Source organism: Achromobacter sp. 1014246743 (assembly GCF_059760725.1).
In genome coordinates this window covers 17,488-42,342 of the sequence record NZ_JCBANA010000022.1, presented here as the reverse complement: position 1 = coordinate 42,342, position 24,855 = coordinate 17,488, and the positions used below count along the sequence as shown (strand labels likewise).

The following is a 24,855-nucleotide window of genomic DNA, read 5'->3' as shown; positions in this document are numbered from 1 at the left end:
CCGGGGCAATATGCGTCTGTTTCGAGGCCCGGAATCAGCGGCTTATTGCGGATCGGGGTAGCTGCGGACACCAAAAATGGCGGTACCGATGCGGACCTCGGTGGAACCTTCTTCGATCGCCAGCTCGAAATCGCCGCTCATGCCCATCGACAGGCGGTCCAGCGACACGCCGGCGATGGCTTCCTGGCGCAACTGGTCGCGCAGTTCGCGCAGGGCACGGAAGCAGGCGCGCACCTGGGCCGGATCGGGTGAGTTGACCGCCATGGTCATCAGGCCCTGCACGCGCAGGGTGGGGAATTCGGTTGCGATGCGGCGCAGGAAGTCGGGCACGTCGGCGGGGTCCATGCCGAACTTGCTGGGTTCGGATGAGGTCTTGACCTGCACCAGCACGTCCAGGGTCCGGCCCTCATTGAGCAGGCGGCGGTGCAGGGCCTCGGCCAGATCCACGCGGTCCAGCGATTGCAGCTCGGTGGCGTCGCGGGCCGCGTCCTTGGCCTTGTTGGTCTGCAAGTGACCGATCAGCACCCATTGCACGCCCTGGCCCGCCAGCGCGGCGGCCTTCTGGCGCAGTTCCTGCGTCTTGTTTTCGCCGAAACGGGTCAGGCCCAGCGCCATGGCCTCGCGCACGGCGTCCACCTCGAACGTCTTGCTGACCGGCAGCAGCGTCACGCTGTCCGGCGCTCGGCCGGCGCGTTCGCAGGCCTGCGCAATGCGTTGCTGGATTCGGGCAAGGCGCCCGGCCATGGTGTCTACGACGGTCATGCGGTTCTCTTTGGGTCGGAATGTCCCATAGTGTAGGACCTGGGCAGCCGGTTTCACCACACTCGGTCAAATGGGACCGTATCTTCGTTGACCCTGTTTGATCGGCAGGCTTAGAATTTGTAGATATTTGTTTAGATTTCAATGTTTTAACCCCCGGCGCGGTCCCCAGGGCAGCGCGGTCCATCCCTTTTCCTCGTTCCCTCCGCCATGTCCAGTGTCGCGCCCGACTACGCTTTCGCCACGCCTTTCCTGAATCCCCCCGCTTCCCCGATCCGCTCGCTCATGCCTTACGCGATGCGTCCCGGCACCATTTCGCTGGCGGGCGGCTATCCCGCCCAGGAACTGTTCGACGTGGACGGCCTGTCGATCGCCTCCACCCAGGTCATGGCGCGCCTGGGCGCATGCCTGCAGTATTCCAACATCGATGGCCAGGCCAGCCTGCGCAACGAGCTGGCTCGCCTGTCGGCGGTGCGCGGCCTGCACTGCAACCCGGATACCGAACTGGCCGTCACCGGCGGCTCGCAGCAGGCCATGGCGCTGTTGACCCGCGTGATGTTGCAGCCCGGCGACCACGCCATCATCGAATCGCCCGCCTTCCCCAATTCCGTACAGGCGCTGCGCTATACCGGCGCCACGGTGCACACCGTGCCGTCGGGTCCGGACGGCGTCGATATCGAGGCGCTCGACGAACTGGCCGCGCGCATCAAGCCCAAGATGGTCTGCGTCGTGGCGTCGTTCTCGAACCCGTGCGGCGCCACCATTTCGCGCCAGCGCCGCCTGCGCTTGCTGGAACTGGCCGTCAAGCACCGCTTCCTGATCGTCGAAGACGATCCCTACAGCGAACTGCGCTTTGCCGGCGAAGCCGTGCCGCCCATCATGGCACTGGCCGAAGGCGAAGCCCGTCACTGGGCCGTGTACCTGGCCAGCATGTCCAAGACCATGGCGCCGGCCCTGCGCATCGGCTGGCTGGTGGCTCCGCCCGAAATCCGTCGCCGTTGCGTCGGCGCCAAGGCTGCCGACGACATGGCCTCGTCCGCCTGGATCCAGGAAGTCGTGGCCCAGTATCTGGCCAATGGCCGCTACGAAGAACATGTACCCCGCATCCGCGCGGCCTATGGCTTGCGTTGCGACGCCATGGCCGATGCGCTGGCGCGTGAATTGAACGGCCGCATCGTCTTTCGCAAGCCAGAAGGCGGCATGTTCTTCTGGGCCCGCCTGACCGGCGAGGTCGATGCCACGCGCCTGTTGCCCTATGCGATCGAGCACGAAGTGGTCTACGTGCCCGGCAAGGCTTTCTATGCCGATGCGGCGCAGGCCGACATGCACGCCATGCGCATGTCCTTCGCCACTATGAACGAAAGCCAGATCGCGCTGGGCATGCAGCGCCTGAGCCGGGCGCTGGACGCCTGCGAGGCCAACCAGCCCGTGTCGATTTCGCTGGCGGCCTGATATACCTAAATAAGCGCTTGTTATTTGGCGCGGGCGCTTCATGTCTATAAGCTTCACGCCTTGGCGCGCTTGCGCGCCCCGCTACAACAGGGCGCTGGCGCGTCCGGGTACTACAGGAATCCAGGTCATGAATATTGCTAAAGGGTTGGTGGGCGCGGCGCTGCTGTTCGCAGCGGCACAGGGTGCACAGGCGGCGACGCTGGATGTGGTGCGCCAGCGCGGGGCGGTTGCCTGCGGCACCACCACGGGTTTTGCGGGTTTTTCCGCGCCCGACGCGCAAGGCAAGTGGCAAGGACTTGATGTGGACCTGTGCCGGGCCATCGCGGCGGCCGTGTTCGGCGATGCCGACAAGATCAAGGTAGTGCCGCTCAATTCGCAGCAGCGCTTCACCGCGCTGCAGTCCGGCGAAGTCGACGTCCTGACACGCAACACCACCGTGACGCAGCAGCGTGACACCGCGCTGGGCATCATCCATGCCGGCATCAACTTCTACGACGGCCAGGGTTTCCTGGTGCCCAAGTCGCTGGGCGTCAAGAGCGCCAAGGAAATCAACGGCGCCACGATCTGCCTGCAAACCGGCACGTCCAACGAAAACACGCTGGCCGACTGGGCGCGCGCCAACAACGTGACGTACAAGCCGGTCGTGATCGAGACCTTCAACGAAGTGGTCAACGCGTTCGCCGCGGGTCGTTGCGACGTGTTCTCGACCGACGCCTCGGGCCTGGCGTCCATCCGCATTTCCAAGCTGCAGAACCCCGACGACTACGTCGTGCTGCCCGAGATCATCTCCAAAGAGCCGCTGGGCCCGTTCGTGCGCCAGGGCGACGACGCCTGGCTGAACATCGTGCGCTGGTCGCTGTCGGCCATGATCGAAGCCGAGGAATACGGCGTCACGTCCAAGAACGTCGACGAACAGACCAAGAGCGCCAACCCCAACATCAAGCGCATCCTGGGCGTCACGCCCGGTGGCGGCGCCAACCTGGGGCTGGACGAAAAGTGGGCCTACAACATCGTCAAGCAAGTGGGCAACTACGGCGAAAGCTTCGAGCGCAACGTCGGCCAGGGCAGCCCGCTCAAGATCAAGCGCGGCCTGAATGCGCAATGGACGCAGGGTGGCCTGATGTACGCGCTGCCGATCCGCTGATCAACGGCTAATAGATCCCGTAGGGCACCTCGACCGCCAAGGGCTTGCCGCCCTGGGCGGGTCGCAGGGCGTAGGTGTGCACCATGCCGTCTCCGCTGGCGAGCGGCTCTTCCTTGCGCGCCACGGTGTAACGCTTGCCGTCGAACTGCAGCGTGTGTGGCGCGACCGCCTGGGCCTGGGCGGGCAGCAGCAGGCCGCCCAGCGCATCGGCCATTTCAGAAAATTCGTAGTCGACTAGCGCGCCTTCCGCGCGCAGCAGCTGCACGCGGGGTCGATACGGCGCGGCGTCCAGACTCCAGCCGTTCACCAGATCCGTGATCCACGGGCCCGGGATGCCATAGGTGCTGTCCAGCTCGGCCTCGCTGATCTCCGGTCCGACCACCGCGAGGCAACACACGGTCTTGCCGGCCGTGTAATCGTAGGCGGCCCACTTGCTGCCCGCGGCGACCACGTCAGGCAGCATGGAATAACGGTACTGCTGATCGAGCTGAGCGTCGGACACCTTGCGCCAGGCGCCGACGACGGGCGGCTGCGCCGCAGTCGATGCCGGCGCGGGTGCCTGCTCGGGCTGCTGTGCCTGGCTGGCCAGGGTCATCACGATGCCCGCGATCAGGGCGGCGGTCTTGAGCGGTAAGCGGATCATTGCCTGTCTTGGGTCGATTGATGGGATTCGATGGCGTTGGGTGAAGCGGGGGCGTTACCAGGCATGCTACCCCGGCAGCTTGCCTGGCTTGCGCGCCGCGCGTTCGGCCAGTCGCTGCGCCATGTCTTGCTGGCGCTGCATCAGGTCGGCGATCTGCTCGGCGTAGAGATCGGTAAAGTCACCGTCCAGGGGCTGCGGATCGGTCAAGTCATCGATCACCACGACGGTTCCTGCCTGATCCAGGCCCCAGATCCGGCCGCCATCGCCCACGATTTTCAGCAGGGGCAGGATGCCGGGCAGACCGGCCTCGGCCAGCTGGCGCTGCTGCGCCGAGATGCTGGCCCAGTCGGGCAAGTCCGGGGTGTCGATGCCCAACAGCACCAGGCCGCGCCAGAACGTCCAGGCGGGGCCGACCTCGAACGCCTTCGCATGCGGCCAGACAGCTTCGCGCGCCATCACGCACAAGCCGTTGGTGCGCTGGCAGAAGGCGGCAAACGCTGCCGGCAGCGGAAAGCCGACCGCGGCTTCAAGCGCCCCGATCGCTTCTGCGTCGGGGGCGGGCGCGGCGACGACCTCGAAGAACTCGGTGTCCACGGGCTCCAGGATTTCCCACATGCGTTGGTGAAACTGTTCGGCGGTCAGGGTCATGCAAGTTTCCTTGATCGATTTACAACGCCAATAGCGCCTTGGCGGCTTTGGCGGCGGCGGACGTGCCAGTAAAGCTCGCCAGCCAGCCGCGCAGGTCCGCGGCCTGGACGGGGTGCGCGTGGCGCAGCGACTCATCCAGCAGCACGGTAAGCAAGGAGCCGATACCGCGCGTCTTGGGGTCCAGGCGCGGCAACAGACCGCCCAGCATGGCGATGACGGCGGCGGGCGCCAGTGTCGCCGCGTCCGTGAAGGACGCTGCCCAGCGGGTCAGGACGATCGCGGGCACGCAGGCGGCGTAGGCCTGCGCGGCAGCGGTTGCGTCCAAGCGGTGCGGAATCGCAGCGGCAAACGCTTCCACGGCTTGCGCGCGCACCTCGGCCTGCTTGGCCGCCATGCCCAGGGCAAGCAGTTGGACGGTTTCCGCGTGCCACGCGCCCGGATGCCCGGCAAGAACGCGCAGCACGGCGGCCGCGCGATGCTCGGCTTCGTCGCCCGCTGCCGTGTTCATGACCGCCATGCTGGCCGCGGCCAGCGGCAAGGTCGACGCGGGGTTGGCCAGGCCGAGTTCGGCGCAGACCAGCGCATGGGCGTCGCCCCAGTCGTTGTATTGCAGCGGACCTGACGGAATCAGCGCCGGTTGCGTGGCCGAAGGCGCTTCGTCGGGCGCGGCATGGATCACGGGGCTCCACCACACCCATTGCGGCGAGCCGTCGGCCTTCAAGGTGCTCGATCCGCGGCTGCGCCATTCGATCTGCACGGTGTCGGTGATCTGCGGCCACGCGCCGCCGGTAGCCTCGACCGCCCGGGCCCGATGCTCGGGATGCACGCGCAGCAAGGCCTGGGTGAGATCCACCGGCATCGGCGGGCCACTTTCCCGGCCCGCCTCGAATCGGGCCAGCAGGGCATCGGCATCGACCCAGCCTTGCGTGTCGGTAGGCGTGGCGAGCAACGGGCGGCGCGGCGTCTTGCCCTGCACGATCGCGGCGACCTCGCGAAGGCGGGTGATGAAGCTGGGCAGCAGGGTGGATTGCTCGGCGCTCGGCAGCGCCTGGGGTTTGCCCTCGCGTTCCTGCACCCATTCGCCGTTGACCAGGCTGGTGCTGGTTTGCTGCCAATACTGCCGTGGCAGGAACGGGGCTTCAGGTTCGTGCGCCGCCAGCAGCAGCGCCGCCGCGTAGTGCTGTCTTTCGCGCTCGGCCAGGCGGCGTGCCCGCTTGGCCAGGGGCGCGACCGTGGCAGCCACTTGCCCGGACGTCGCCAGCCATGCCAGCGCCAGCTCGAATTCCAGGGCGTCGGCGGGCGCTTCCAGCAGTGCGGCATAGCGTTCCTGGGCGTCGTCGTCCGTCCAGGGGCGCAGCGGTTCGGGTGGCGGCAAGTGGGATGGCATGCCCGACACACCCTGCGCATTGGCGTCTGGCGCAAGACCGTCCCCCGCGTTGTCATCGACCTCGGCGGCGCTGGCGTGCGGCAGCAGGACGGCCACCGCCGGCGCCAGGGCGTCGCGCTGCTGTTGCGCCAGATCCACCCGGCCCATCTTCACCAGCGCCTTCACCGCCGCCCGTTGCACGTCGGCATGCGGATGCCCCAGACCCAGGGCCAGCGCCTGCGCCAGGGCCTGCGAATCGCCCCGTGCCTGTGCGCCCAGTGCTTCCAGAATGCGCAGCACCGACAGCGCCGCGGCCTTCGGCCCCGAGAATGCGCCGCCGCAAGCGTCCACGAAAGGCGTGGCGTCGAGCAGGCCATGCTTGTGCAGCGTCTCGAACTGCTTCACGGCCAGCGACACGGTGGCCGTGATCGACGAGCCCAGGCACCGCCGCAGCAACTGCTGGTCGGCCGCCACCTCGTCGGGCGTGGGGGCCAGCGTCGCATACAGGCGCGAGTACCAGCCGGCGCGATAGGCGGAGAAATCCCGGTTCATCGCCTGCAGGCAGCTGCGCAGCACACGGCCCCGGTCCAGCGTGCCTTCATTGGTCAGCAGCACGACCGTGTTGTGCCAGTTCAATTCCTCGCGCGAGAACTTGTCGATGTTCGCCAGCGAGATCTCGCCGCCGCCTTCCACTTCGAAGATCCGCCAGAACACCTCGTCGCGCAGCGCGTGGTCGTGGCGCAGCATGAAGAGGCGCACTTCCTGTTCGTGCCGTCCGCCCAGCCCGGCGACCATGGCCAGCACGTAGTCATCCGTATGCTCGACCTGTAGCCCGTTGAAACGCTCGTTCAGGCGGATCGGCACGAAGTTCGGGCGCTGGGACCAGCGCTGCGTCATTTCGCGCAGCCGCTTGGGCGACGCGTCCACCGCGCGCATATCGTCCGACTGCACCTGAAGCAGGGCGTCATACAGGGTGCGCAGGGTCGCGCCATCCTGGATCAGCCGCGCCGTATCGCGGTAGTAGTCCCAGAGATTTGCGTAGGTAGTCATGCGAGTGGTTATCTCTCGTGAGTCCGCTGCGCGGCGGCAGCGGCGGTTTCGGCCAAAGGCGTCACACGCGGTACGACGGCTTCCAGGCTGCGCAAGGTCACCGCCAGCACCGACGCGCCCTTGCGTCGCGCCGCCAGCGCGGCGGGCAGCGCCACCGGCATGCCATAGTCATTGGACAGGCGTGCGGCCAGTTCGATGAGCTTGACGGCCTGGGCCAGCGGCTTGCCTTGGGCGTCGAGCAGATGCGGCAGCAGCGCCGCCAGCGTCTGCAGCACGCGGCCGCCGGAGAGGGCGCTGATAGACGCGGCGTCGGCCAGTGTCTGCGCGAGTCGTCCGGCCAGGACGAAGCCCTGCGCCAGGTGCGCCGCGATCTGCGCGGCAAACGGCGCGGGGGCGAGCAGGCCAACGTCGGCCAGCCGCGCGATCGCCTCGGCGGCCTGGGCGCGTTGCTCGGCCATCTTCGCCGATGCCGCCAGCGCCAAGGCCGAGTACACGGGCGCACCAGGCACCTGCCGGGACGCGCCCAGCGCCGTCAGCAATGGTGCAAGGCCGCGCACGTTGATCACCTGCACCGCCGCGCACAGCATCGGATGGAAATGCGCGGCCAATGTGTCAGGGTTGGACCGCAGCAGCCAGGCCGTCCATTGCACGACCTGGTCGTAGCCGTCCTGCTGCCGGGCCTCCTGGACGCGGAAGGTGAATTCGGCCGGTACGTCGGCGACATCCAGGGCCGGCGAGGCGGGCGTGTTGGTCACTGCGGCGGTGTCCGTCGGCATCCAGAACGGCTTGGGGCCCTCTCCCAATACTTCCAGATCACGCGAGAAAGTACCTTCTCCCGGCGCGGCAACCATTCGTTGCCAGGCGAAGCGATGCGCCGGCACGGGCGCCGGGGCTACGAAGGGTTCACCCCGCGCCCGACTCGACCGCAGGTCGTGGAAGGCCCCCGCCAGCAGGGCCAGCGGCGAATGCGTCGGCAGGTATTGGTAGCCCGAGCGCGAGGTCCAGGTTTCGTTGACCCTCCAATCTCCGGTCTCGACGTCGTAGCCGCTGCTGGTGAAGGTGTTTTCCTGCAACACCACGCCCACGGGGTCCGGCTTGCCTGCGCTGGCCACGACATACCGGGCATAGCCCTGGAAACTGACCTCGTCCCGGCCCAGCAGCGCGGCGGCCAGAAGGCGCCGCGGCGAGGCATTGTGTTCATCCCACACTGACGCGATGATTTCGGCGGCGCGATGTTGCAGCGCCTCGGGCAGCGCAATCTGCGGACGGTCGGCCAGGTAGTCGAAGATGCGGGGTAACTCGGCGCCGTGTCCGACGCCCTCGAACTGCGCCCCGATCAAGGCGTGCAGTGCCTCGTCGTCGCCGATGTCGGGCGCAGGCTCGGGAAGGTCCGGCAGCGACGTGCTGCGTGGTGCCGGTATCGTGATTGTGCGGCTGACGTCGTCCTCTTTCGTGCAGGCCTCGCCATTCGCATCGGCAGGCCGCATCTCGTCTGTCGCAACCATGAGCTTGCGCGCCAGCGGCGCCAGGTCCAACGGCATGCCTTCCAGCGCTTCGCCGACGATCTGCGAGATGCGATCGCTTTGCCCGGCATCTGTCTTGAGCGCGGCAAGCAGCGCGAGCTGGGCCTTGACCAGCTTCTTCTCCGTACGGGTCAGGACGGCGGGCGCGGCCTCGATCATCGCGTCCACATCCAGTTGTGCGGCGGCGCGCTTGAGCATGTCCTGGGCCAGGCCGACCGCCGTGCTGGGCGCCGTGGCGAGCACCGAGAAATACGTGTGTTGCCTGGCCGCGACTTCGTGCGCGGTCGGATCGGCCAATCGATGCACGCGCAAGTACCAGGCAATGACTTTCGCGGAGAAGTCTCGCAGCAAGGCTTCCAGTGACTCGGCCAGCAGGCGTTCCCGGAATGCCGGGCTGGCCTGGCAAAGCGCCAGGATGGCGGCGTCCCAGGCGGGGCCGGTACGTTCGATGAGCGGGTAATCGGCGCCCATTCCGTCGACTCGGAACAAGGCCCAGAACTCGCGTTCGACCCAATCGGGGTGCGCCTGCAGATGCGCGGCCATGCGCTTGCCGTGGTCTTCGTCCAGTTGCCCGTCCGCGCCGATGGCGCTGACCTGTCGCACGAAACACCGGAGATAGGCCATGGACGGGGGCGTGGCGTCATCCAGCCGAACCAGCGCGTTGCACACTGGCCAGACCAGGTCCTCGCCCCACCAGTGCTGCTCGGCCAACAGTTCGATGAATGCAGCGCGCCACGGCGCGTCCCGTTCGCTCGCCGCGGCGATGACGGCTGGCGTCATCGCGGCATGGCGGGGGGCATAGTCGCGCTTGCGCGTCATATCCGCCGGCGCCAGGGTCTCGGCCACGAGCTTGGGCTTGCCCAGCGCGGTCAACACGAAACATGCCCTGGGCGTCGGCCCCTCTGCGCTGAACAGGCGCGACGGCGGCAAGGTCTTGGCCAGCGCGGCGCGGTCTTCCTCGCCCGCACCGGTCAGTGCGCAGGCAAAGGCGGTGACGTCCGTCGCGTCGCCGCCCGCGGCCTCGCGCAGCGCCGCGCGGCGTTCGGTCAGGCTCAAGGTCATGCGTCGGCTCCAGGCGCATTGAGGGGATCGAGCACCATGCGCACGGCCAGCGTGTGCTTGCAAGGGCCGCGCGTGCCCTGGTATTTGGCGTTCCAGGGGCAGGTACAGCGGTCCTGCGCGGGCTCGGCACCCAGCACCACCCGGTAGCGCTGCGGCCCCGACTGCACCGTATACCGCCCCTCGCCCTCGGGCAGCACCGCGCCGTCCGCCACCAGCTTGCGCGCGTCGGCCAGCCGCGGATGCAGCGTATCGAGCAGCCCCGCCTGCACCGGCAGCGGGCGATGGAAATACGCGCCCGCCGCCAGGTCGAACCCTACCTGGCCGGACGACGCCAGCACGGCCAGCGCGGATGCGATCTGCGCGGGCGGCAACAGGGCTCGCGCGGCCAGTTGGGCAACATCGATGCGGGGCTCGAAGGCCAGCAACGTCGAGACGAAAGCTGCGTCCTCGTTCGCATCGCCGCCCGCGATCAGATGCAGCACCGAGCCTTCGCCCGAGAAGCCGCGCGATTTTTCCGGGCTCAGCCCCAGCGTGACCCGCGCGCCGGGTAGTTCCAGCACCCAGGCGCTGGCCTGCGGCGGCGCGCCGGCCGCCACATCGGCGCCATAGGCGCGCAGCGCCGTGGCGTAGCGCAGCAGCGGCTCCAGCACCCGCAACCGTTCCGGTCCTGCCACGCACACCGCGCCGGGCGTCGCCTGCGTGGCCAGCCGCAGCGAACGGGCGGCCTGGGTCGCCCACATCACCGTCTTGGTCGCCGATGAACGTGGCAGGGCCTGCACGAACTGGCGCAGCGCCGCGCCCGTGAGCTCGTGACGCGGCCTCATGCCCGCCGACAGCATCTGCGTCTCGGCAAATCCCTTGAGCCAGCGCGTGGGCAGCGGGACTTTCTCTTCGACGATCTCGCCCGCTTGCGTTGCGACCCGCAACGCCTCACTGCCCACGGTCAGGTGCAAGGGCTCCGCTGCGCGCAGCCCCGCCAGCGCCTGGCGCAGCGGGGGATTCACGTCCACGTTGGTGACGCCGGGCGCCGAATGCGTGGCGTCCAGCGCCGCCGCGTCCACGTCCAGGCGCGCATACACGCCGCAGCACACGCTGAAGGACTCGAAGCGCAAGCCTTCGGGTGTGCAGGTCACGACCGGGTCCGCCGCCCGCAGCACCGCCGCCAGCGTGTTCGGCGGCACATAGAAGCGCGTGCGTGCCACCCGCGCCAGCATCAGCAGCGCTTGCGCCACCACGGCGGGCTGCGCCACGAATCCGGAAAAGAAAAAGGGATGCGCCACCGCGCCCGACGGTGCAAGACCGCCGCTGGTGGCCAGGTTCAGGTCGGCCTGGCCCTGCCGTTGGGCGAATTCCGAAGGGGCGAGATAGGCATAGGCCAGCTCGGTCATGCGTCAGGGCTCCTGGACAGGGGCGCGACGATGCTCTGCCGTCGCGGGGGCTGGCGCGTCAACTGCGCCGGTAGAGTTCGGCAATCCTGGTGAATGCGTTGCGCAGTTCGCGCGTGCCGCCCTGGAAAATCACGGGCCGCCCACTGTGCGTGAACACCACCAGCCGCTTGGAAAACAGCATCGGCACGAATCGCGCGCCGCGCACGTCTTCCCAGGCGACCTCGCGGCGCGCGAACCAGCTTTGGCGCAGGCCGCGTTCGTCGATGGTGGTGATGGATGTCTGCATGTGCCAGGAGATGAACAACAGGCCGATGAAGCACAGTCCCACGCCCACGGCCAGCGCAGCGTCGAAAGGCTGCGCGGGGGCGCGGATGGCGGTGGTGACGACCTGCACGCCCAGCACGGCCAGGATGACCCAGGTCAGGATGCGGACCCAGTCCGGCCATGCCTGTCCCGACAGGGGCAGGGGGCCGATGGCGCGCAGCAGGGCGGCAAGTTCCTCGGGTGGAGGGGCGGAGACGGGGGACGTCATGCGGCTGCGAAATTCCGGTAGCGTTGCGAGAAGATGCGCGCCAGGCGGTCCTGGCGCTCACGCGAAACGCGCGCAGCCATTCTACGAGTTTTCGCGTCAGGCGGCCCGCTTGGCGGCAATGGCGTTGCCGGCCCGGCTGGAGCCCTTGCGGTTCAGGTTGGCCGACATCCATTGGCCGATGTCGACCACGGCGTCGAAGTCCACGCCCGTATCGATATCCAGGCCGCGCAGCATGTACAGCACGTCTTCGGTGGCCACGTTGCCGGTGGCTCCCTTGGCATAGGGGCAGCCGCCCAGGCCGGCCACCGAGGCGTGGAAGATCGAAATGCCGGTTTCCAGCGATGCCAGGATGTTGGCCAGCGCCTGGCCGTAGGTGTCATGGAAATGGCCCGACACGCGCGCCGGGTCCACCACGCGGGTGACCGCCGCCATCACATCGCGCACGCGTTGCGGCGTGCCGACGCCGATGGTGTCGGCGACGTCGATTTCATCGACCTGCATGGCCAGGTAGCGCCGGGCCACGTCGACCACCGCGTCGATCGGCACGTCGCCCTGGTAGGGACAGCCCAGCGCGCAGCTGATGCTGCCGCGCACGCGGATGCCGGCGTCGCGGGCGGCCTGCACCACGGGTTCGAAGCGCGCGATGGATTCGGCGATGGAGCAATTGATGTTCTTTTGCGAGAAGGCCTCGCTGGCCGCGCCGAAAATGACGATTTCGTCCGCGCCGGCGGCCAGCGCGCCTTCGAAGCCCTTCATATTGGGCGTCAGCACCGAGTAGATCGTGCCGGGGCGGCGTTCGATGCGCGCCATGACGTCGGCGCCGTCGGCCATTTGCGGCACCCACTTGGGCGACACGAACGAGGCCGCCTCGACGTTGGGAAATCCGGCAGCGGCCAGGCGGTTGACCAGTTCCACCTTGATGTCGGTGGACACGAATTCTTTTTCATTCTGCAGGCCGTCGCGGGGGGAAACCTCGACGATCTTGACGCGGGAGGGCAAAGCCATGTCTCTTCCTGTATCGGTATCGGGTGGCGGCCGCGGCAACACGACGGCGCCTTCGCCAATAGTAGCGCCAACGCCTATTTCAGGCGCTGGAAGCGGCCGTCGTCCAGTCGGGCCACGCGGGCGGCCAGTTCCAGTTCCAGCAATTGGGCCTGCAGCGTGGGCGTGTCCAGGCCGCAGCGCGCCTGGATGGCATCCAGGTGCAGGGGGTCGAACCCCAGGGCATCCAGCACGGGGTGGTCGGGCAAGGCGGCGGGCGCTTGCGCCTTGGCGCGCGGGGCGCCGGGCGTGGGGCCGCCGCCCAGTTCGTCGGTAATGTCGGCCGCGGTTTCCACCAGCTTGGCGCCTTGGCGAATCAAGGCATGGCAGCCGCGTGACAGCGGCGAATGGATGGAACCGGGAATGGCGAAGACCTCGCGCCCGCTTTCGCCCGCCAGGCGGGCGGTGATGAGGGACCCGCTCTGCTTGGCCGCCTCGACCACCAGCACGCCGCGCGCCAACCCCGCCACGATGCGGTTGCGCTTGGGAAAGTGCTGCGGCAGGGCGCCCGTGCCCAGCGGCAATTCGGACACCAGTGCGCCTTGGGCGGCGATGCGGTGGGCCAGGTCGCGATGTTTGGCGGGATAGATGCGGTCGATGCCGGTGCCCATGACCGCGACCGTGCCCGCGCCGCCGGGGCCGGCATCCAGCGCGCCTTCATGGGCCGCGGCGTCAATGCCCAGGGCCAGCCCGCTGATGACCCGCCAGCCGCTGCCCGCCAGGTGGCGGGCGAAGGCGCGCGCGTTTTCCTGGCCGCCCGGCGTGGCGTTGCGCGCGCCCACCACGGCCAGCGCCTGGCCTTGCAGATAGGCCGGATCGCCGGTCACGTAGAGCAGGATGGGCGGGTCGGCGATGGTGAGCAGGCTTTGCGGATAGGCGGGGTCGGCCAGGGTCAGGATGTGGTGATCGGGGGCGTCGACCCATTGCAGGGCGCTGTCGACCTGCGCGGCCATGTCGGCGGGCATGGGGGCGGCCAGCTGGCGCGCCAGCGCGTCGGGCACCTGGCGCATCAGGGCGCTGGCACGCTGCGCATAGATCTGTTCCGGCAGGCCCAGCGCGCCCAGCAACGTGCAGGCGGTAGCGGACCCGACCCCGGGCTCCAGGGACAGGCGCAGCCAGGCGGACAATTCGGCAACAGTGTGGGTCAACGGCATGAAGAAGGGCGCCGGCGGGCCGGCTGCATCGGTGGGCAAAGGGCTGGGCGCTCGCAGCGCGGGTCGTCCGAGAGTGTCGCATGGCTGCGACGTGGGCCGGGCGAGGGGCGGACCGAATCGTCCCGGATAGGGGGTCAAAAATGGGGGCAGGTTGATCCGTGCAATCTTCCGTTTAGCCGAAAACTATTAGAAATCAAGACTCTAATGAATTAAACTCTTATCCAGGCACTTATCACTGACGACCCCTTTCAATGGCTTTACTACCTATTCTTCGCTACCCGGATCCGCGCTTGCACAAAGTGGCCAAGCCGGTCGCCGAGGTCGATGACCGCATCCGCCAACTGGTGCGTGACATGGCCGACACCATGTACGACGCGCCGGGTGTGGGCCTGGCCGCCACCCAGGTCGACGTGCACGAGCGCGTGGTCGTCATCGACGTGTCTGAAGAAGGCAACCAGTTGCTGGTGCTGATCAACCCCGAGATCACCTGGCACAGCGACGACCACAAGGTCTACGAAGAAGGCTGCCTGTCCGTGCCGGGCGTGTACGACGAAGTCGAGCGCGCCTCGCGCATTCGCTGCAAGGCGCTGGACATCGACGGCAAGCCGTTCGAGTTCGACGCCGATGGCCTCTTGGCCGTGTGCGTGCAGCACGAACTGGATCACCTTGAAGGCAAGGTGTTCGTCGAGTACCTGTCTTCGCTGAAGCAGAACCGCATCAAGACCAAGCTGAAAAAGGCCGAGCGCGAAGCGCTGCGCGCCTGATGCCTGTTTCCTTTCTTCGGGTCCGATCCCCATGCGCCTAGTTTTTGCCGGCACGCCGGAATTCGCCCGTATCGCCTTCGACGCCTTGCGGGCGGCAGGCCACGATATTCCCCTGGTCATGACGCAGCCCGACCGTCCCGCGGGGCGGGGGCTCAAGCTCACGCCCAGCCCGGTCAAGCAGGCCGCGCTGGATGCCGGCATTGAAGTCGCCCAGCCGCGCAGCCTGCGCCTGGACGGCCGCTATCCCGACGAGGCCGCCCAGGCTCGCGAACTGCTCGAACGCGTGGCGCCCGACGTCATGGTGGTGGCGGCGTACGGCCTGATCCTGCCGCAATGGGTGCTGGGCCTGCCGCGCCTGGGCTGCCTGAACATCCACGCCAGCCTGTTGCCGCGCTGGCGCGGTGCCGCGCCCATCCAGCGCGCCATCGAGGCGGGCGATGCCCGTACCGGCGTCACCATCATGCAGATGGATGCGGGCCTGGATACCGGCGATATGCTGCTGGAACGGGTGGTGCCCATCGCCGACGACACCACGGCGGCGCAATTGCACGACGCGCTGGCCCTGGCCGGCGGCGAGGCCATCGTCGCCACGCTGGCTGCGCTGGAACAAGGCGGCCTGAGGCCGGTGCGCCAGCCCGAAGACGGCGTCACCTATGCCGCCAAGCTGGACAAGGCCGAAGCCGCGCTCGATTGCAGCCTGCCCGCCGCCCTGTTGGCGCGCCGGGTACGCGCCTTCAACCCCGTGCCGGGCGCCAGCATCCGCTTGCCCGGCCTGGACGATCCGGTGAAGGTGTGGCGCGCCCAGGCATTGGACCAGCCCGCGTCGGCCGCGCCCGGCAGCGTGCTGCGCGCGGATGCCCAGGGCATCGATATCGCGACCGGCGACGGTGTGCTGCGTTTGCTGGAATTGCAGAAGGCGGGCGGCAAGCGCCAGCCCGTGGACGTGTTCGTGCGCGGCTGGCAGCCGGCCTGAGGCGCCTGCCTGGCTCCGCGGCGCCGCAAGCAGGCGGTCCCCACGGGGCCGACGGCTTTCAGCCTTTTCAGCCTTGTGCGGCCAGCAGATCCAGGTACGCGCCCGACAGCAACTGTTCGGGCTTGACCTGCAGGCTGGCCAGCAATTCGTGGGCTTCGGCCATGCCGGTCTCGACGCTTTCGCCGTCGCGCAGCACCACTTCCAGTTCCAGGAAATCCCCCAGCCCTTCGACCCGGTCCAGATGGATGCGGGTGCGCCCCGTCATATGCAGCAGGCGTGTCTTGCGCACGCGGCCCACCAGGCCATAGGCCAGCGCCAGGGCTTCGCGCAGCGTGTCCGGCGATGACGTCGGCGAAATGACGTAGAAACTCTCTTTCGGTCCGGTGTCGTCCGCGCGGCGATAGAAGATCAGTTCGGCGGTGCCGTCGGCAAAGACGCGCAGCTTGAGCCGACCGTTGGGGCAGGCAAAGAACGTGTCGTCCTGCGCGATGGTGACCGGCGGCTTGCCGGACAGGGCCGCAGCCAGGGGCTCGACGGCGTCCACGCTGGCTATCCGGGCTTTGATTTCGACATTGCGTGCCATGGGTGCTTCCTTGGGGAGAGCCCGCCGTCAGCTCGCCAGGGCCGGCAGGTCGGCGACGTGCAGGAACAGTTCGTCGGGGCCGCGTTCGCGCAGCGCATCGACATGGTTGTACCCCCAGGCCACCGATGCCACCCGCACGCCCGCCTTGCGTGCGGCGTCGATGTCGCGCATTTCGTCGCCCACCAGCAGGAAGCGTTCGGGCGCGGTGTCGTGGCGCTTGAGCAGGCGCTCGATCTTGGCCGGCTTGCCGAACAGGTCCGTGCCGCATTCATAGTCGTCGAACAGGCCGACGGTGTCCGGGCCCAGCACCCGCTGCACGTTCTCGAGCGAATTCGAACTGACGACCACCAGCCGCATGCCGGCGGCCTTCAGGCGCGCCAGGGCGTCGGGAATGCCATCGAACAGGTGCACGCTGGGGTCGATTTCCTGCATGAGCGTGCGCACATGCGCCATGATCGCAGGCAGCTTCCAGAGCGGAATGCCCAGGAATTTCAGGATTTCCGAGGCTTCGCGGTGACGCAGCTGGTCGCGTTCAGCCGCGTCGATCTTGCGAAAGCCGTATTTGTCGGCAACCGTGTTCAGGATGGAATTGAACCAGGGCATGGTGTCTGCCAGGGTTCCGTCAAAGTCGAAAGCTGCGATGTCGTATTTCAAGTAAGCAATCCGTTGCCGGTCTACATGGGGTGAAGCAGATACTGCACCACGGGGGCCAGGTCTTCAAGCGGAGGAGCGCCGGCGACCACGCGCTGCGCGTTGGTCCAGGGATACTCCAGCGCCAGCAGCCAGCCGAACACCGCCTCGGCATCGCCGGGCGGCAGCGTCACCATGGTCTCGATGGTGATGGTCAGATGATGGGCGCGGTAAGGGTCGCGCTGGAAGGCCCAGTCGTATCGGCCACAGCCTACGCGTACATTGCCAGTGGCCTTTTCCGTCATGCCGACGATCCAGTCGCAGCGGTATTCCGGCAGGCATGCGCCGGCTTCGGGCCGGGCCAGGTAGAACGTGTAGACGTTCTCGTAGGTCTGGCCGAACTTGCGCACCAGCGTGTCGGTGATGGCGGCCAGGCCGTGCGATTCAGGGGGAAACGCGATGGCCTGCGTGCGCAGGGCCATCTTCAGCACGGCCTGCGGGGCGAAGGCGCGCGCCATGTAGTGCGGGCGGTTTTCGTCCTTGGCGTGGAAGTAGTCACGCAATACGGACTCGGTGCAGGCGGGAGACAACGGGCCGGTGGACATTGCGGGGCGTTCCTTGGGGGCGGGGGTTGAGGAGGGCGTCAGGCCTTCACCGGCTCGAACCACTTCGAGACGTTGGGCGGCTCATAGATCGCGTAGCGGTCAAGCAGCGTGGCGGGGTCGCTTTCCACCACCAGCATGTCGCGGTGCTGGGGGCGCATGAAGGCTTCGTCGACCGCATGGTCGACGAACTGCATCAGGGCGTCGTAGTAGCCGGCGATGTTCAGCAGGCCGCAGGGCTTCTGGTGCATGTTCAACTGAGCCCAGGTCCAGACCTCGAAGAATTCTTCCAGCGTGCCGGCGCCGCCGGGCAATGCGATGAAGCCGTCGGCCTTTTCCATCATCATGGCCTTGCGCTCGTGCATGTTCTGCACCAGATGCAGCTCGGTCAGGCCGCGGTGGGCCTGTTCTTTCTTTTGCAGCAGTTCCGGGATCACGCCGATCACGCGGCCACCGCCGGCCAGCACTTCGTTGGCGATCACGCCCATGATGCCGACCACCGAGCCGCCGTACACCAGGCCCAGGTCGCGCTTGACCAGTTCACGGGCCAGCACGCGGGCCTGTTCCAGGTATTCGGGGCGGGCGCCGGGGTTGGAGCCGCAATACACGCAGATGTTCTTCAGTGTCATATGACGCTATTTATAGCCTAGCCCGTTACAGATTGCGTCACGGGTCTTACGGGAAGCCGATAGTTTACGAGAAGCGCTGCCAGTGACTTCCGACGAGGGCGCAGCGCCCGGAAACAGGGTCGCGGGCAATGTTTGGACACAGCATCTTTTCGAGCGGTAGGTAGACTGGATCGTTCGGAACGACTGGAAGTCCAGCGTCGTAGAACCCACTAAAAAGGAGCTAACGATATGGAAAACACGACCCGTAACCGCGAACAGGACCGCCGCCCGTTCGATATGGATGTGAAGGCCATCCGCGCCAAGGCGCGCCAGGACATCGAATCGGGCGCCGTCACCGACAGCTATCGCGCCGACCGAGAGCAGGTACTCAAGCTGTTGAACGAAGCACTGGCCACCGAAATCGTCTGTGTGCTGCGCTACAAGCGCCACTTCTTCATGGCGCGCGGCCTGAACGCCGAACCGGTGGCCGCCGAATTCGCCGAACACGCCGCCCAGGAGCAGGAACACGCCGACAAGCTGGCAGAGCGCATCGTGCAACTGGGCGGCGAACCCAACCTGTCGCCCAAGGGACTGCTCGAGCGCAGCCACTCCGAATATGTCGAAGGCAACACGCTCGAAGAAATGATCAAGGAAAACCTGATCGCCGAGCGTATCGCCATCGATAGCTACCGCCAGATGATCGACTACATCGGCGAACAGGATTCCACCACGCGCCGCATGCTGGAAGAGATCCTGGCCGTCGAGGAAGAGCACGCCGACGACCTGTCGGATTTCCTGGCCAAGCACTGATACCCGGCTGGCACCACGCGCTTGGCGCCGCGGCCAGGCGTTCATGCGGCGGGCAGCCCATCGGGGTTGCCCGCCGTTGACGCTTCTGGGCGTGGGTGCCCGTCAGGCTTGCAGGGTGGCCGCGTCGTGACGGCGCGCGGCGGCATTCAACTGCGCATGATGCGCTTCGGCCCATCGGTCCAACGCCACCAGCGCCACGTTCAATGATTGGCCCAGTTCGGTCAGGTGATAGCGCACGTGCGGCGGCACCGTGCGCATGTCTTCGCGCCGCACCAGCCCGTGGCGTTCCAGGTCGCGCAGCGTCTGCGTCATGATCTTCTGCGAGATGCCGTCCAGCTTGCGCAGCAGTTCGCCGTTGCGCAGCGGGCCTTGCGCCAGCGCCGGCAAGAGCAGCGGCACCCACTTTCCCGAGATCAATTCAAGCGCGCGACGCGAGGGGCAGGCGGCGTTGAAGACGTCTGCGGCGGGTGCGCGATGCGGGGAGGTTGCCATGGGGACTTCCTATCGTTACCAAAAGGTGCGTACTTGTGCCTGGGTAACTATAGGCCCTAATCTGGCCGCCTGTTGATTCGTGGGGAGGCCCTGATGGCCTGGTGGATCTTGCTGGCCGCGAGCGCGGTCGAAATCGTGATGGCGCTGGCATTGAAGTATGCGGACGGGTGGACGCGGTTCTGGCCCAGCGTCATCGGCATAGCCGCGGCCCTGGGCAGTATCTTCCTGCTGACGCTGGCGATGCGGCACCTGCCCGCGGGTACGGCCTATGCGGTCTGGACCGGCATCGGCTCGGTGGGCATCACGGTGTTGGGGATCGTGCTGTTCGGCGATTCGCCGTCCGCGGCGCGCCTGGCGTGCATCGCGCTGATCGTGGGCGGCGTGGCGGGTTTGAAGCTGCTGGAGGCGTAAGCCGGCGGCCATGGCCGCCGGCTTGGGGGGCGCGCTTAGATCGTATCGGCCCAGAGGTCGTATTCGTCCGAGTCGGTGACCCGGGCGCGCACCAGGTCGCCGGGCTTGAGCACGCGGTCCGAGCTGACGTAGACACAGCCGTCGATTTCCGGCGCATCGGCGCTGCTGCGGCCCACGGCGCCGTCTTCGTCCACTTCGTCGATCAGCACGTCGATCTCGCGGCCGACCTTGCGGGCCAGGCGCGCGGTCGAGATGGACTGCTGCAGTTCCATGAAGCGCTCCCAGCGGTCCTGCTTGACGTCGTCGGGCACCGGGTTGTCCAGCAGGTTTGCGGGCGCGCCTTCCACCGGCGAATACTGGAAACAGCCGACGCGGTCGAGCTGGGCCTCTTGCATCCAGTCCAGCAGGTACTGGAAGTCTTCCTCGGTTTCGCCGGGAAAGCCGACGATGAAGGTCGAGCGGATGGTCAGGTCTGGACAGATCTCGCGCCACTTCTTGATGCGGGCCAGGGTCTTGTCTTCAAAGGCCGGACGCTTCATGGCCTTCAGGATGCGCGGGCTGGCGTGCTGGAAGGGGATGTCCAGGTAGGGCAGGATCTTGCCCTCGGCCATCAGCGGAATCACTTCGTCCACGTGCGGGTACGGATACACGTAGTGCAGGCGCGTCCAGACGCCCATGTCGGACAAGGCCATACAGAGCTCGGTCATGCGGGTGCGCACGGGCCGGCCGTTCCAGAAACCGCTGCGGAACTTCACGTCCACGCCGTAGGCGCTGGTGTCCTGCGAGATCACCAGCAGTTCCTTGACGCCGGCCTTGACCAGGCGCTCGGCTTCGCTGAGCACGTCGCCCACGGGCCGGCTGACCAGGTCGCCGCGCATCGACGGGATGATGCAGAAGCTGCAGCGGTGGTTGCAGCCTTCGGAAATCTTCAGGTAGGCGTAGTGGCGCGGCGTGAGCTTGATGCCCTGCGGCGGCACCAAGTCCAGATAGGGGTTGTGGTCTTTCTTGGGCGGGGCGGCATCGTGCACGGCCCGCACCACTTCTTCGTATTGCTGCGGACCGGTCACGGACAGCACGCTGGGGTGCACCTTGCGGATCACCGATTCCTCGACGCCCATGCAGCCGGTGACGATGACCTTGCCGTTCTCGGCCAGCGCTTCGCCAATGGCTTCGAGCGATTCGGCCTTGGCGCTGTCGATGAAGCCACAGGTGTTGACCACGACGACGTCGGCGTCGTTGTACTCGGGCGTGACTTCGTACCCTTCGGTGCGCAGTTGGGTCAGGATGCGTTCGGAGTCGACCAGGGCTTTAGGACAGCCCAGGCTGACAAAGCCGACTTTGGGGGAAGACATGGAATACCTCGGTGGGCGCTAGCCGGCGCCAGTGATCAAATAGTGCGCAATTTTAGCGCGGCAGGGCGGGGGGCCGTTATTTTAGCGGGTCGCCGGCAGGGGCGTCGGATTTAATGCGTCCCTGAATAAGGGTGGCAGGTCGCCAGCCGGGGCCGAGGCTTGCGGTGGCCCCTGCCCTTGAGGCGCGTTGCTGCGGTCTCAGCGGCGCTTCTTGTCGCTGCCCGCCTGCAGTTCGAGTTCGTGGATGCGTTGCTGCAATGCGTCCACTTGCTGGCGGTAGTCGCTGACATCGTTGTAGACGCACAGGATACGCCCTTGTGCGTCATCGTCCTGATCGCGCTGCAGCGCCGCGTGCACGCGCACCCAGGTAAAGCTGCCATCCTTGCGGCGTAGCCGCTTTTCCATGACGCTTTCGAAAATCTCGCCTTTGAGCAGGCGCGACAGGGTCTGCAGGTTGGCGGGCAGGTCGTCGGGATGCGTGAGGGCCTGGAAAGTCTGCCCGGACAGTTCCGCTGCGTCGTAGCCCAGCAGGGCGCACAAGGGCGGGTTGACCCGCAGCCAGCGGCCGTCCAGGTCCAGCCAGGCCATCGCCACGCCAGCTTGCTCGAAGAAGGTGCGAAAGCGCTCTTCGCTACGGCGCAGTTTTTCTTCCGCCAGCTTGCGGTCGGTGCTTTCCATGCTGATGCCGATCATCTTCACCAGCCGGCCCGCGCTGTCGCGCAGCGAGGCGCCGCGCGAGGTGATCCAGCGCACCGCGCCGTCGCGCTGGATGATACGGAAGTCATATTCGTAGCTGCTGCCGTCTTCCATGCATTGGCGGTAGATGCGTTGCAGCGCTTCGACGTCTTCCGGCACCACATGGATCCAGAAGTCTTCGTTGCGGCGCACCGGCCAGCCGTAGACGTCTTCCACGTTTGCGGAATACGACACCGCGTCCGTCAGCCAATTCCATTCCCACGTGACGATACGGGCGTTTTCCTGCGCCAGTTTCATGCGGGCTTCGTTTTCCATGATTTCGGCCGTGTAGCGACGGCGCACTTCTGTCATGGGCAGTTCGACGACTTCGGTCTGCTGCACATCGCGCAGCGCTTGTTCGCCGTAGCGCAGCCAGATCCAGTTGACGTCCAGCAGTTGCGCCAGCTTGCGCAGGTTGCCGTAATCGATTTCGCCGCCGCGCGTCCATTTATGTACGGCCGTGCGCGAGACGTCCAACGCGTTGGCCACGGACTGCAAGGAGAGTTTGCGGTGTTCCAGTAATTCTTTGAGGTGAAGTGAAAAGCTGTTTTCCGTCATGACGCTGCTGTCCCCGGCCAACAATCAGTATAGCTGAGGGTCCCATAATGCAGCGCCTTCTATTGACAGTGAAAATGCAATGCGGTAGCGGTTCTTTGTGGGCTTCTGCGCGGCCATGTTTCACGCATCCTGGCCGCGCTTGCCTGCACTCAGAGTATCGACAATGGGTATTCGAAAATCAGGCGGAACTGGTTGGATGATGCGCCTGATGTGCCCTGGGTCATGCGGTGCACGGCATAGCGCAGCCGCATCGACAGGTTACGTGCGCTGCCGGACTGCACGACATAGCGCAGGTCCACGTCGCTTTCCCAGTGCTTCTCGCCGTTGGCATAGTAGGCATAGGGGCTGGTTCGATCGAGGTGGTTGCCGTCCGCACCGGAACCCCGCACGTAGCGCAGTTGCATGCTGGCGCCGGGAATGCGGGCAAGGTCCAGCTTGCCCAGGTCCAGTACGTAGAAGAAGCCCCACGATTTTTCATGCGGACCATTGAAGTCGGCCAGCTGCGATGAGTTTGGCAGGTATATCGAGTCGTGATAGGTGCCCGGTCCCATGCCCAGGTAATCCAGCGGCTGGTCGCCATGCACCTGCTGGCGTGCCACCTTGAAGGTGTGGGCGTCTGCGACGTAGGACAGCGTCAGTCCCCAGGCCGTGACGTCGATGTCACCGGCGCGCTTGGCGCCGCTATCAAGGGACCGGTAAGCGGACAGGTCCAGGTTCAAGGTATCGTCGCCGGGCATTTTCCAGCCGTGGCCCGCGGCGAGATAGAGCTGTTTCCAGATATCCCGGAATTCACTGCCATACGCGCTGAAGCGGGTGGACGCGTCCAGGTCATGGCGGCCGCCCAGGAACAGTACCTGGTCGGTGCTGACGCCGGCATACGAGGCGTAGAAGCGGCCGTCGTGGCTGACCTGGTTGAAGTCGCGGGCTTTTGTCATGCGGCCCGCTTCCAGGAACAGATCCTGCCGCGGCTGGCTGGTCAGCCACAGGCCGGTGGCCGACGCGGGCAACAGCCGCGTGTCGGCGGGCGCGAAGACCGGGTTGTAGGGGCGCAGATTGTTGCCATAGCGCAGTTCACTGGCAAACCCCTTCAGCTTGAATGCGCCTTCGGCGGTGCTGGATTCGTCGTGTACCCCGCCATGACCGTCCGGCACCAGGACGCCGGCGCGGCCGACATGTGCGCTGTCACCGCCCAGGCGCACCACGCCGTAGGCGTTCAGATCCACGCCCACGCCCACCGGACCGGGCGTGTAGCCGGACTGGAACGCCAGCCGCAATGCCTGGCCCCATTCGCGGTTGTCCGGCAGGCCATTTTTGCGATCGTGGTTCCAGTAGAGGTTGCGCAGCAGCAGGTTCAGTTGCGAGTCCTGGACAAAGCCCGGGGGGTGAGCCGGCGCTTGCGGCGGGGTCTGCGCGGTCTGCGCACTAGCCGGCGCAGCGAGGATTGCGGAACCGAGGAACGAACTGCAAATCAGCTTTCTCACGATTGTTCTCATTGGGCGGGGCAAAAAGGGGGCCACGCCGCTTGCCGGTCGGCAAGCGGACGGGGGATGACGGGGGAGGGAGATTGGCCGGGCGGGGCCAGGCTTACAGGTCGAGCACGAGACGATCTCCGTGCGCGCGCGACACGCAGATCATCATGGTCTGCTGTGCCGCTTTTTCCTCGTCGCTGAGGTATTGGTCGAAGTGTTCGGCCTGGCCTTCCAGAATGCGGGTCTCGCAGGTGCCGCACACGCCTTCGCGGCACAGGCATTCCACCTGGGCCGCGTTGGATTTTTCGATCGCCTGCAAGATGCTGCAACCCGCGTCGACGCGCAGCTCGGTGCCGGAACGGGCCAGTACGACCGTGAATGCCCCGCCCGTGGCGGGCGCTGCGGCGAACTGTTCCCAGTGCACGCGGGCAGGCGGAATGCCGGCCGCGTCGGCCGCGGCGATGACTGCGTCGATCAGCGGCCTGGGGCCGCATACATAGAGGTGGTCAGTGTCTTGCAGGCCCTGCGCCAGGCCGGCCAGATCCAGTTTTTCCCCCTGGCTGTCGACATGGAAGCGGACGTGGTCGGCGTACGGACTGGCGAGCAGGTCGTCGCGGAACGCGGCATGTTCCGGCGCCCGGTAGGCGTAATGCAGCTGGTAGCGGGCCGCGCGTCGGTGCAGTTCGGGCAGGTGGGCGAGAAACGGCGTGATGCCGATACCCCCGGCCACCATCACGTGGCGTCCCGGGCTGTTGTCCAGCGCGAACAGGTTGTTGGGTGCGGTGATGACCAGCTCGCTGCCGGGCCGCACCTGTTCATGCATGAACGCCGAGCCGCCTCGCGATTGCTCTTCGAGCCGCACGCCGATCTGGTAGCAGCGGGTATCGGCCGGGTCGCTCATCAGCGAATAGGCATTGTTGAACTGCTTGCCGCGCGAATCGCGCATCTGCACGATGACGTGGCTGCCGCCAGTGAACGACGGCAGCGGCTCGCCATCCCGGCGTTCAAGGGTGAAACGCTTGACCCGTTCGCTGGCCTGTTCGACGCGAGTGACACGCACGTCGATGTTTTCGTGGGATTTAGTCATGGAGCATCTCTGCGCAAGC

Annotated in this window: 24 protein-coding genes; 6 read left to right on the top strand and 18 right to left on the bottom strand. The window is 66.7% G+C overall.

All coding sequences use genetic code 11. From position 1 onward, the window contains the following. Nucleotides 1-42 precede the first annotated feature (42 nt). Nucleotides 43-762: a YggS family pyridoxal phosphate-dependent enzyme gene (locus AC6LJ2_RS11570; protein WP_263914871.1), complete on the bottom strand. Its 720-nt coding sequence runs from the start codon at nt 760-762 to the stop codon at nt 43-45. Nucleotides 763-969: 207 nt separating this feature from the next. On the opposite strand from AC6LJ2_RS11570, the gene AC6LJ2_RS11565 reads away from it, so the two are divergent. Next, entirely contained in the window at nt 970-2,211 is a 1,242-nt protein-coding gene (locus AC6LJ2_RS11565; protein ID WP_263914872.1) for an aminotransferase class I/II-fold pyridoxal phosphate-dependent enzyme, read from the top strand. Between the two features lie 127 nt (nt 2,212-2,338). Beyond that, nucleotides 2,339-3,355: an amino acid ABC transporter substrate-binding protein gene (locus tag AC6LJ2_RS11560; RefSeq protein WP_445657765.1), complete on the top strand. Its 1,017-nt coding sequence runs from the start codon at nt 2,339-2,341 to the stop codon at nt 3,353-3,355. A gap of 7 nt (nt 3,356-3,362) precedes the next feature. On the opposite strand, the gene AC6LJ2_RS11555 is transcribed toward AC6LJ2_RS11560, so the two are convergent. From AC6LJ2_RS11555 to dprA, 8 genes are all read right to left on the bottom strand, one after another. After that, nucleotides 3,363-3,998, bottom strand: a complete 636-nt coding sequence (locus AC6LJ2_RS11555) for a hypothetical protein (RefSeq protein ID WP_498151399.1) — start codon at nt 3,996-3,998, stop codon at nt 3,363-3,365. Between the two features lie 66 nt (nt 3,999-4,064). Further along, complete coding sequence (locus AC6LJ2_RS11550) at nt 4,065-4,646, bottom strand: SMI1/KNR4 family protein (RefSeq protein WP_445657763.1); 582 nt, start codon at nt 4,644-4,646, stop codon at nt 4,065-4,067. Nucleotides 4,647-4,665: 19 nt separating this feature from the next. Continuing rightward, nucleotides 4,666-7,062: a DUF6493 family protein gene (locus AC6LJ2_RS11545; protein ID WP_498151398.1), complete on the bottom strand. Its 2,397-nt coding sequence runs from the start codon at nt 7,060-7,062 to the stop codon at nt 4,666-4,668. A gap of 8 nt (nt 7,063-7,070) precedes the next feature. Further along, entirely contained in the window at nt 7,071-9,647 is a 2,577-nt protein-coding gene (locus tag AC6LJ2_RS11540; RefSeq protein ID WP_498151397.1) for a DUF6493 family protein, read from the bottom strand. Next, nucleotides 9,644-11,035: an SWIM zinc finger family protein gene (locus tag AC6LJ2_RS11535; RefSeq protein ID WP_498151396.1), complete on the bottom strand. Its 1,392-nt coding sequence runs from the start codon at nt 11,033-11,035 to the stop codon at nt 9,644-9,646. The genes AC6LJ2_RS11540 and AC6LJ2_RS11535 overlap by 4 nt, the downstream gene beginning before the upstream one ends. 58 nt (nt 11,036-11,093) lie before the next feature. Beyond that, complete coding sequence (locus AC6LJ2_RS11530; protein ID WP_263914879.1) at nt 11,094-11,567, bottom strand: hypothetical protein; 474 nt, start codon at nt 11,565-11,567, stop codon at nt 11,094-11,096. A 96-nt stretch (nt 11,568-11,663) separates the two neighbouring features. Next, nucleotides 11,664-12,572, bottom strand: a complete 909-nt coding sequence (locus AC6LJ2_RS11525) for a hydroxymethylglutaryl-CoA lyase (RefSeq protein ID WP_445657759.1) — start codon at nt 12,570-12,572, stop codon at nt 11,664-11,666. 74 nt (nt 12,573-12,646) lie between these two features. Beyond that, a complete protein-coding gene (gene dprA, locus AC6LJ2_RS11520; protein WP_263914881.1) occupies nt 12,647-13,762 on the bottom strand; it encodes a DNA-processing protein DprA in 1,116 nt (371 codons plus the stop codon). A 251-nt stretch (nt 13,763-14,013) separates the two neighbouring features. Between dprA and def the strand changes: the two genes are divergently transcribed. Both def and fmt read left to right on the top strand, forming a co-directional pair. Next, nucleotides 14,014-14,526 (top strand): peptide deformylase, encoded by a 513-nt coding sequence (gene def, locus AC6LJ2_RS11515; RefSeq protein ID WP_263914882.1) that lies wholly within the window; start codon nt 14,014-14,016, stop codon nt 14,524-14,526. A gap of 31 nt (nt 14,527-14,557) precedes the next feature. Beyond that, nucleotides 14,558-15,499, top strand: a complete 942-nt coding sequence (fmt, locus tag AC6LJ2_RS11510) for a methionyl-tRNA formyltransferase (RefSeq protein WP_263914883.1) — start codon at nt 14,558-14,560, stop codon at nt 15,497-15,499. 67 nt (nt 15,500-15,566) lie between these two features. On the opposite strand, the gene AC6LJ2_RS11505 is transcribed toward fmt, so the two are convergent. The 4 genes from AC6LJ2_RS11505 to AC6LJ2_RS11490 are packed head-to-tail and all read right to left on the bottom strand — an operon-like array spanning nt 15,567 to nt 17,943. After that, nucleotides 15,567-16,082 (bottom strand): class IV adenylate cyclase, encoded by a 516-nt coding sequence (locus AC6LJ2_RS11505; protein WP_498151395.1) that lies wholly within the window; start codon nt 16,080-16,082, stop codon nt 15,567-15,569. Between the two features lie 27 nt (nt 16,083-16,109). Next, nucleotides 16,110-16,736, bottom strand: coding sequence for an HAD-IA family hydrolase (locus tag AC6LJ2_RS11500; protein WP_498151394.1), 627 nt, complete (start codon nt 16,734-16,736; stop codon nt 16,110-16,112). A 20-nt stretch (nt 16,737-16,756) separates the two neighbouring features. Then, nucleotides 16,757-17,317 carry a hypothetical protein gene (locus AC6LJ2_RS11495; RefSeq protein WP_263914886.1) on the bottom strand — a complete coding sequence of 187 codons (561 nt, stop codon included), beginning with the start codon at nt 17,315-17,317 and terminating at the stop codon, nt 16,757-16,759. A gap of 38 nt (nt 17,318-17,355) precedes the next feature. Next, nucleotides 17,356-17,943 carry an LOG family protein gene (locus AC6LJ2_RS11490; RefSeq protein ID WP_445657755.1) on the bottom strand — a complete coding sequence of 196 codons (588 nt, stop codon included), beginning with the start codon at nt 17,941-17,943 and terminating at the stop codon, nt 17,356-17,358. A gap of 228 nt (nt 17,944-18,171) precedes the next feature. On the opposite strand from AC6LJ2_RS11490, the gene AC6LJ2_RS11485 reads away from it, so the two are divergent. Beyond that, complete coding sequence (locus tag AC6LJ2_RS11485) at nt 18,172-18,732, top strand: ferritin-like domain-containing protein (RefSeq protein WP_263914888.1); 561 nt, start codon at nt 18,172-18,174, stop codon at nt 18,730-18,732. 102 nt (nt 18,733-18,834) lie between these two features. On the opposite strand, the gene AC6LJ2_RS11480 is transcribed toward AC6LJ2_RS11485, so the two are convergent. Further along, nucleotides 18,835-19,224, bottom strand: a complete 390-nt coding sequence (locus tag AC6LJ2_RS11480) for a winged helix-turn-helix transcriptional regulator (protein ID WP_498151393.1) — start codon at nt 19,222-19,224, stop codon at nt 18,835-18,837. Between the two features lie 93 nt (nt 19,225-19,317). Between AC6LJ2_RS11480 and AC6LJ2_RS11475 the strand changes: the two genes are divergently transcribed. After that, nucleotides 19,318-19,635, top strand: coding sequence for a DMT family transporter (locus AC6LJ2_RS11475; RefSeq protein ID WP_263914890.1), 318 nt, complete (start codon nt 19,318-19,320; stop codon nt 19,633-19,635). A 35-nt stretch (nt 19,636-19,670) separates the two neighbouring features. Here AC6LJ2_RS11475 and rimO read toward each other — a convergent pair whose 3' ends face one another. The 4 genes from rimO to AC6LJ2_RS11455 all read right to left on the bottom strand — a co-directional run bounded on the left by rimO (nt 19,671) and on the right by AC6LJ2_RS11455 (nt 24,836). Then, on the bottom strand, nt 19,671-20,987 hold the full coding sequence (rimO, locus tag AC6LJ2_RS11470) for a 30S ribosomal protein S12 methylthiotransferase RimO (RefSeq protein ID WP_263914891.1): 1,317 nt from the start codon (nt 20,985-20,987) through the stop codon (nt 19,671-19,673). A gap of 198 nt (nt 20,988-21,185) precedes the next feature. Beyond that, nucleotides 21,186-22,280 (bottom strand): helix-turn-helix domain-containing protein, encoded by a 1,095-nt coding sequence (locus AC6LJ2_RS11465; RefSeq protein WP_263914892.1) that lies wholly within the window; start codon nt 22,278-22,280, stop codon nt 21,186-21,188. Nucleotides 22,281-22,429: 149 nt separating this feature from the next. Further along, complete coding sequence (locus tag AC6LJ2_RS11460) at nt 22,430-23,761, bottom strand: OprD family outer membrane porin (protein WP_263914893.1); 1,332 nt, start codon at nt 23,759-23,761, stop codon at nt 22,430-22,432. Nucleotides 23,762-23,864: 103 nt separating this feature from the next. Continuing rightward, a complete protein-coding gene (locus tag AC6LJ2_RS11455; protein ID WP_498151392.1) occupies nt 23,865-24,836 on the bottom strand; it encodes a PDR/VanB family oxidoreductase in 972 nt (323 codons plus the stop codon). Nucleotides 24,837-24,855 lie beyond the last annotated feature (19 nt).

Excerpts from the sequence above, each read along its gene's own strand:
- AC6LJ2_RS11540 (WP_498151397.1), bottom strand. The coding sequence starts at position 9,647 with ATGACCTTGAGCCTGACCGAACGCCGCGCGGCGCTGCGCGAGGCCGCG.
- dprA (WP_263914881.1), bottom strand. The coding sequence starts at position 13,762 with ATGCCGTTGACCCACACTGTTGCCGAATTGTCCGCCTGGCTGCGCCTG.
- AC6LJ2_RS11495 (WP_263914886.1), bottom strand. The coding sequence starts at position 17,317 with ATGTCCACCGGCCCGTTGTCTCCCGCCTGCACCGAGTCCGTATTGCGT.
- AC6LJ2_RS11465 (WP_263914892.1), bottom strand. The coding sequence starts at position 22,280 with ATGACGGAAAACAGCTTTTCACTTCACCTCAAAGAATTACTGGAACAC.
- def (WP_263914882.1), top strand. The coding sequence starts at position 14,014 with ATGGCTTTACTACCTATTCTTCGCTACCCGGATCCGCGCTTGCACAAA.
- AC6LJ2_RS11555 (WP_498151399.1), bottom strand. The coding sequence starts at position 3,998 with ATGATCCGCTTACCGCTCAAGACCGCCGCCCTGATCGCGGGCATCGTG.
- AC6LJ2_RS11530 (WP_263914879.1), bottom strand. The coding sequence starts at position 11,567 with ATGACGTCCCCCGTCTCCGCCCCTCCACCCGAGGAACTTGCCGCCCTG.
- AC6LJ2_RS11525 (WP_445657759.1), bottom strand. The coding sequence starts at position 12,572 with ATGGCTTTGCCCTCCCGCGTCAAGATCGTCGAGGTTTCCCCCCGCGAC.
- AC6LJ2_RS11480 (WP_498151393.1), bottom strand. The coding sequence starts at position 19,224 with ATGGCAACCTCCCCGCATCGCGCACCCGCCGCAGACGTCTTCAACGCC.
- rimO (WP_263914891.1), bottom strand. The coding sequence starts at position 20,987 with ATGTCTTCCCCCAAAGTCGGCTTTGTCAGCCTGGGCTGTCCTAAAGCC.
- AC6LJ2_RS11490 (WP_445657755.1), bottom strand. The coding sequence starts at position 17,943 with ATGACACTGAAGAACATCTGCGTGTATTGCGGCTCCAACCCCGGCGCC.
- AC6LJ2_RS11505 (WP_498151395.1), bottom strand. The coding sequence starts at position 16,082 with ATGGCACGCAATGTCGAAATCAAAGCCCGGATAGCCAGCGTGGACGCC.
- AC6LJ2_RS11545 (WP_498151398.1), bottom strand. The coding sequence starts at position 7,062 with ATGACTACCTACGCAAATCTCTGGGACTACTACCGCGATACGGCGCGG.
- AC6LJ2_RS11550 (WP_445657763.1), bottom strand. The coding sequence starts at position 4,646 with ATGACCCTGACCGCCGAACAGTTTCACCAACGCATGTGGGAAATCCTG.
- AC6LJ2_RS11565 (WP_263914872.1), top strand. The coding sequence starts at position 970 with ATGTCCAGTGTCGCGCCCGACTACGCTTTCGCCACGCCTTTCCTGAAT.
- AC6LJ2_RS11560 (WP_445657765.1), top strand. The coding sequence starts at position 2,339 with ATGAATATTGCTAAAGGGTTGGTGGGCGCGGCGCTGCTGTTCGCAGCG.
- AC6LJ2_RS11475 (WP_263914890.1), top strand. The coding sequence starts at position 19,318 with ATGGCCTGGTGGATCTTGCTGGCCGCGAGCGCGGTCGAAATCGTGATG.
- AC6LJ2_RS11570 (WP_263914871.1), bottom strand. The coding sequence starts at position 762 with ATGACCGTCGTAGACACCATGGCCGGGCGCCTTGCCCGAATCCAGCAA.
- AC6LJ2_RS11455 (WP_498151392.1), bottom strand. The coding sequence starts at position 24,836 with ATGACTAAATCCCACGAAAACATCGACGTGCGTGTCACTCGCGTCGAA.
- fmt (WP_263914883.1), top strand. The coding sequence starts at position 14,558 with ATGCGCCTAGTTTTTGCCGGCACGCCGGAATTCGCCCGTATCGCCTTC.
- AC6LJ2_RS11485 (WP_263914888.1), top strand. The coding sequence starts at position 18,172 with ATGGAAAACACGACCCGTAACCGCGAACAGGACCGCCGCCCGTTCGAT.
- AC6LJ2_RS11535 (WP_498151396.1), bottom strand. The coding sequence starts at position 11,035 with ATGACCGAGCTGGCCTATGCCTATCTCGCCCCTTCGGAATTCGCCCAA.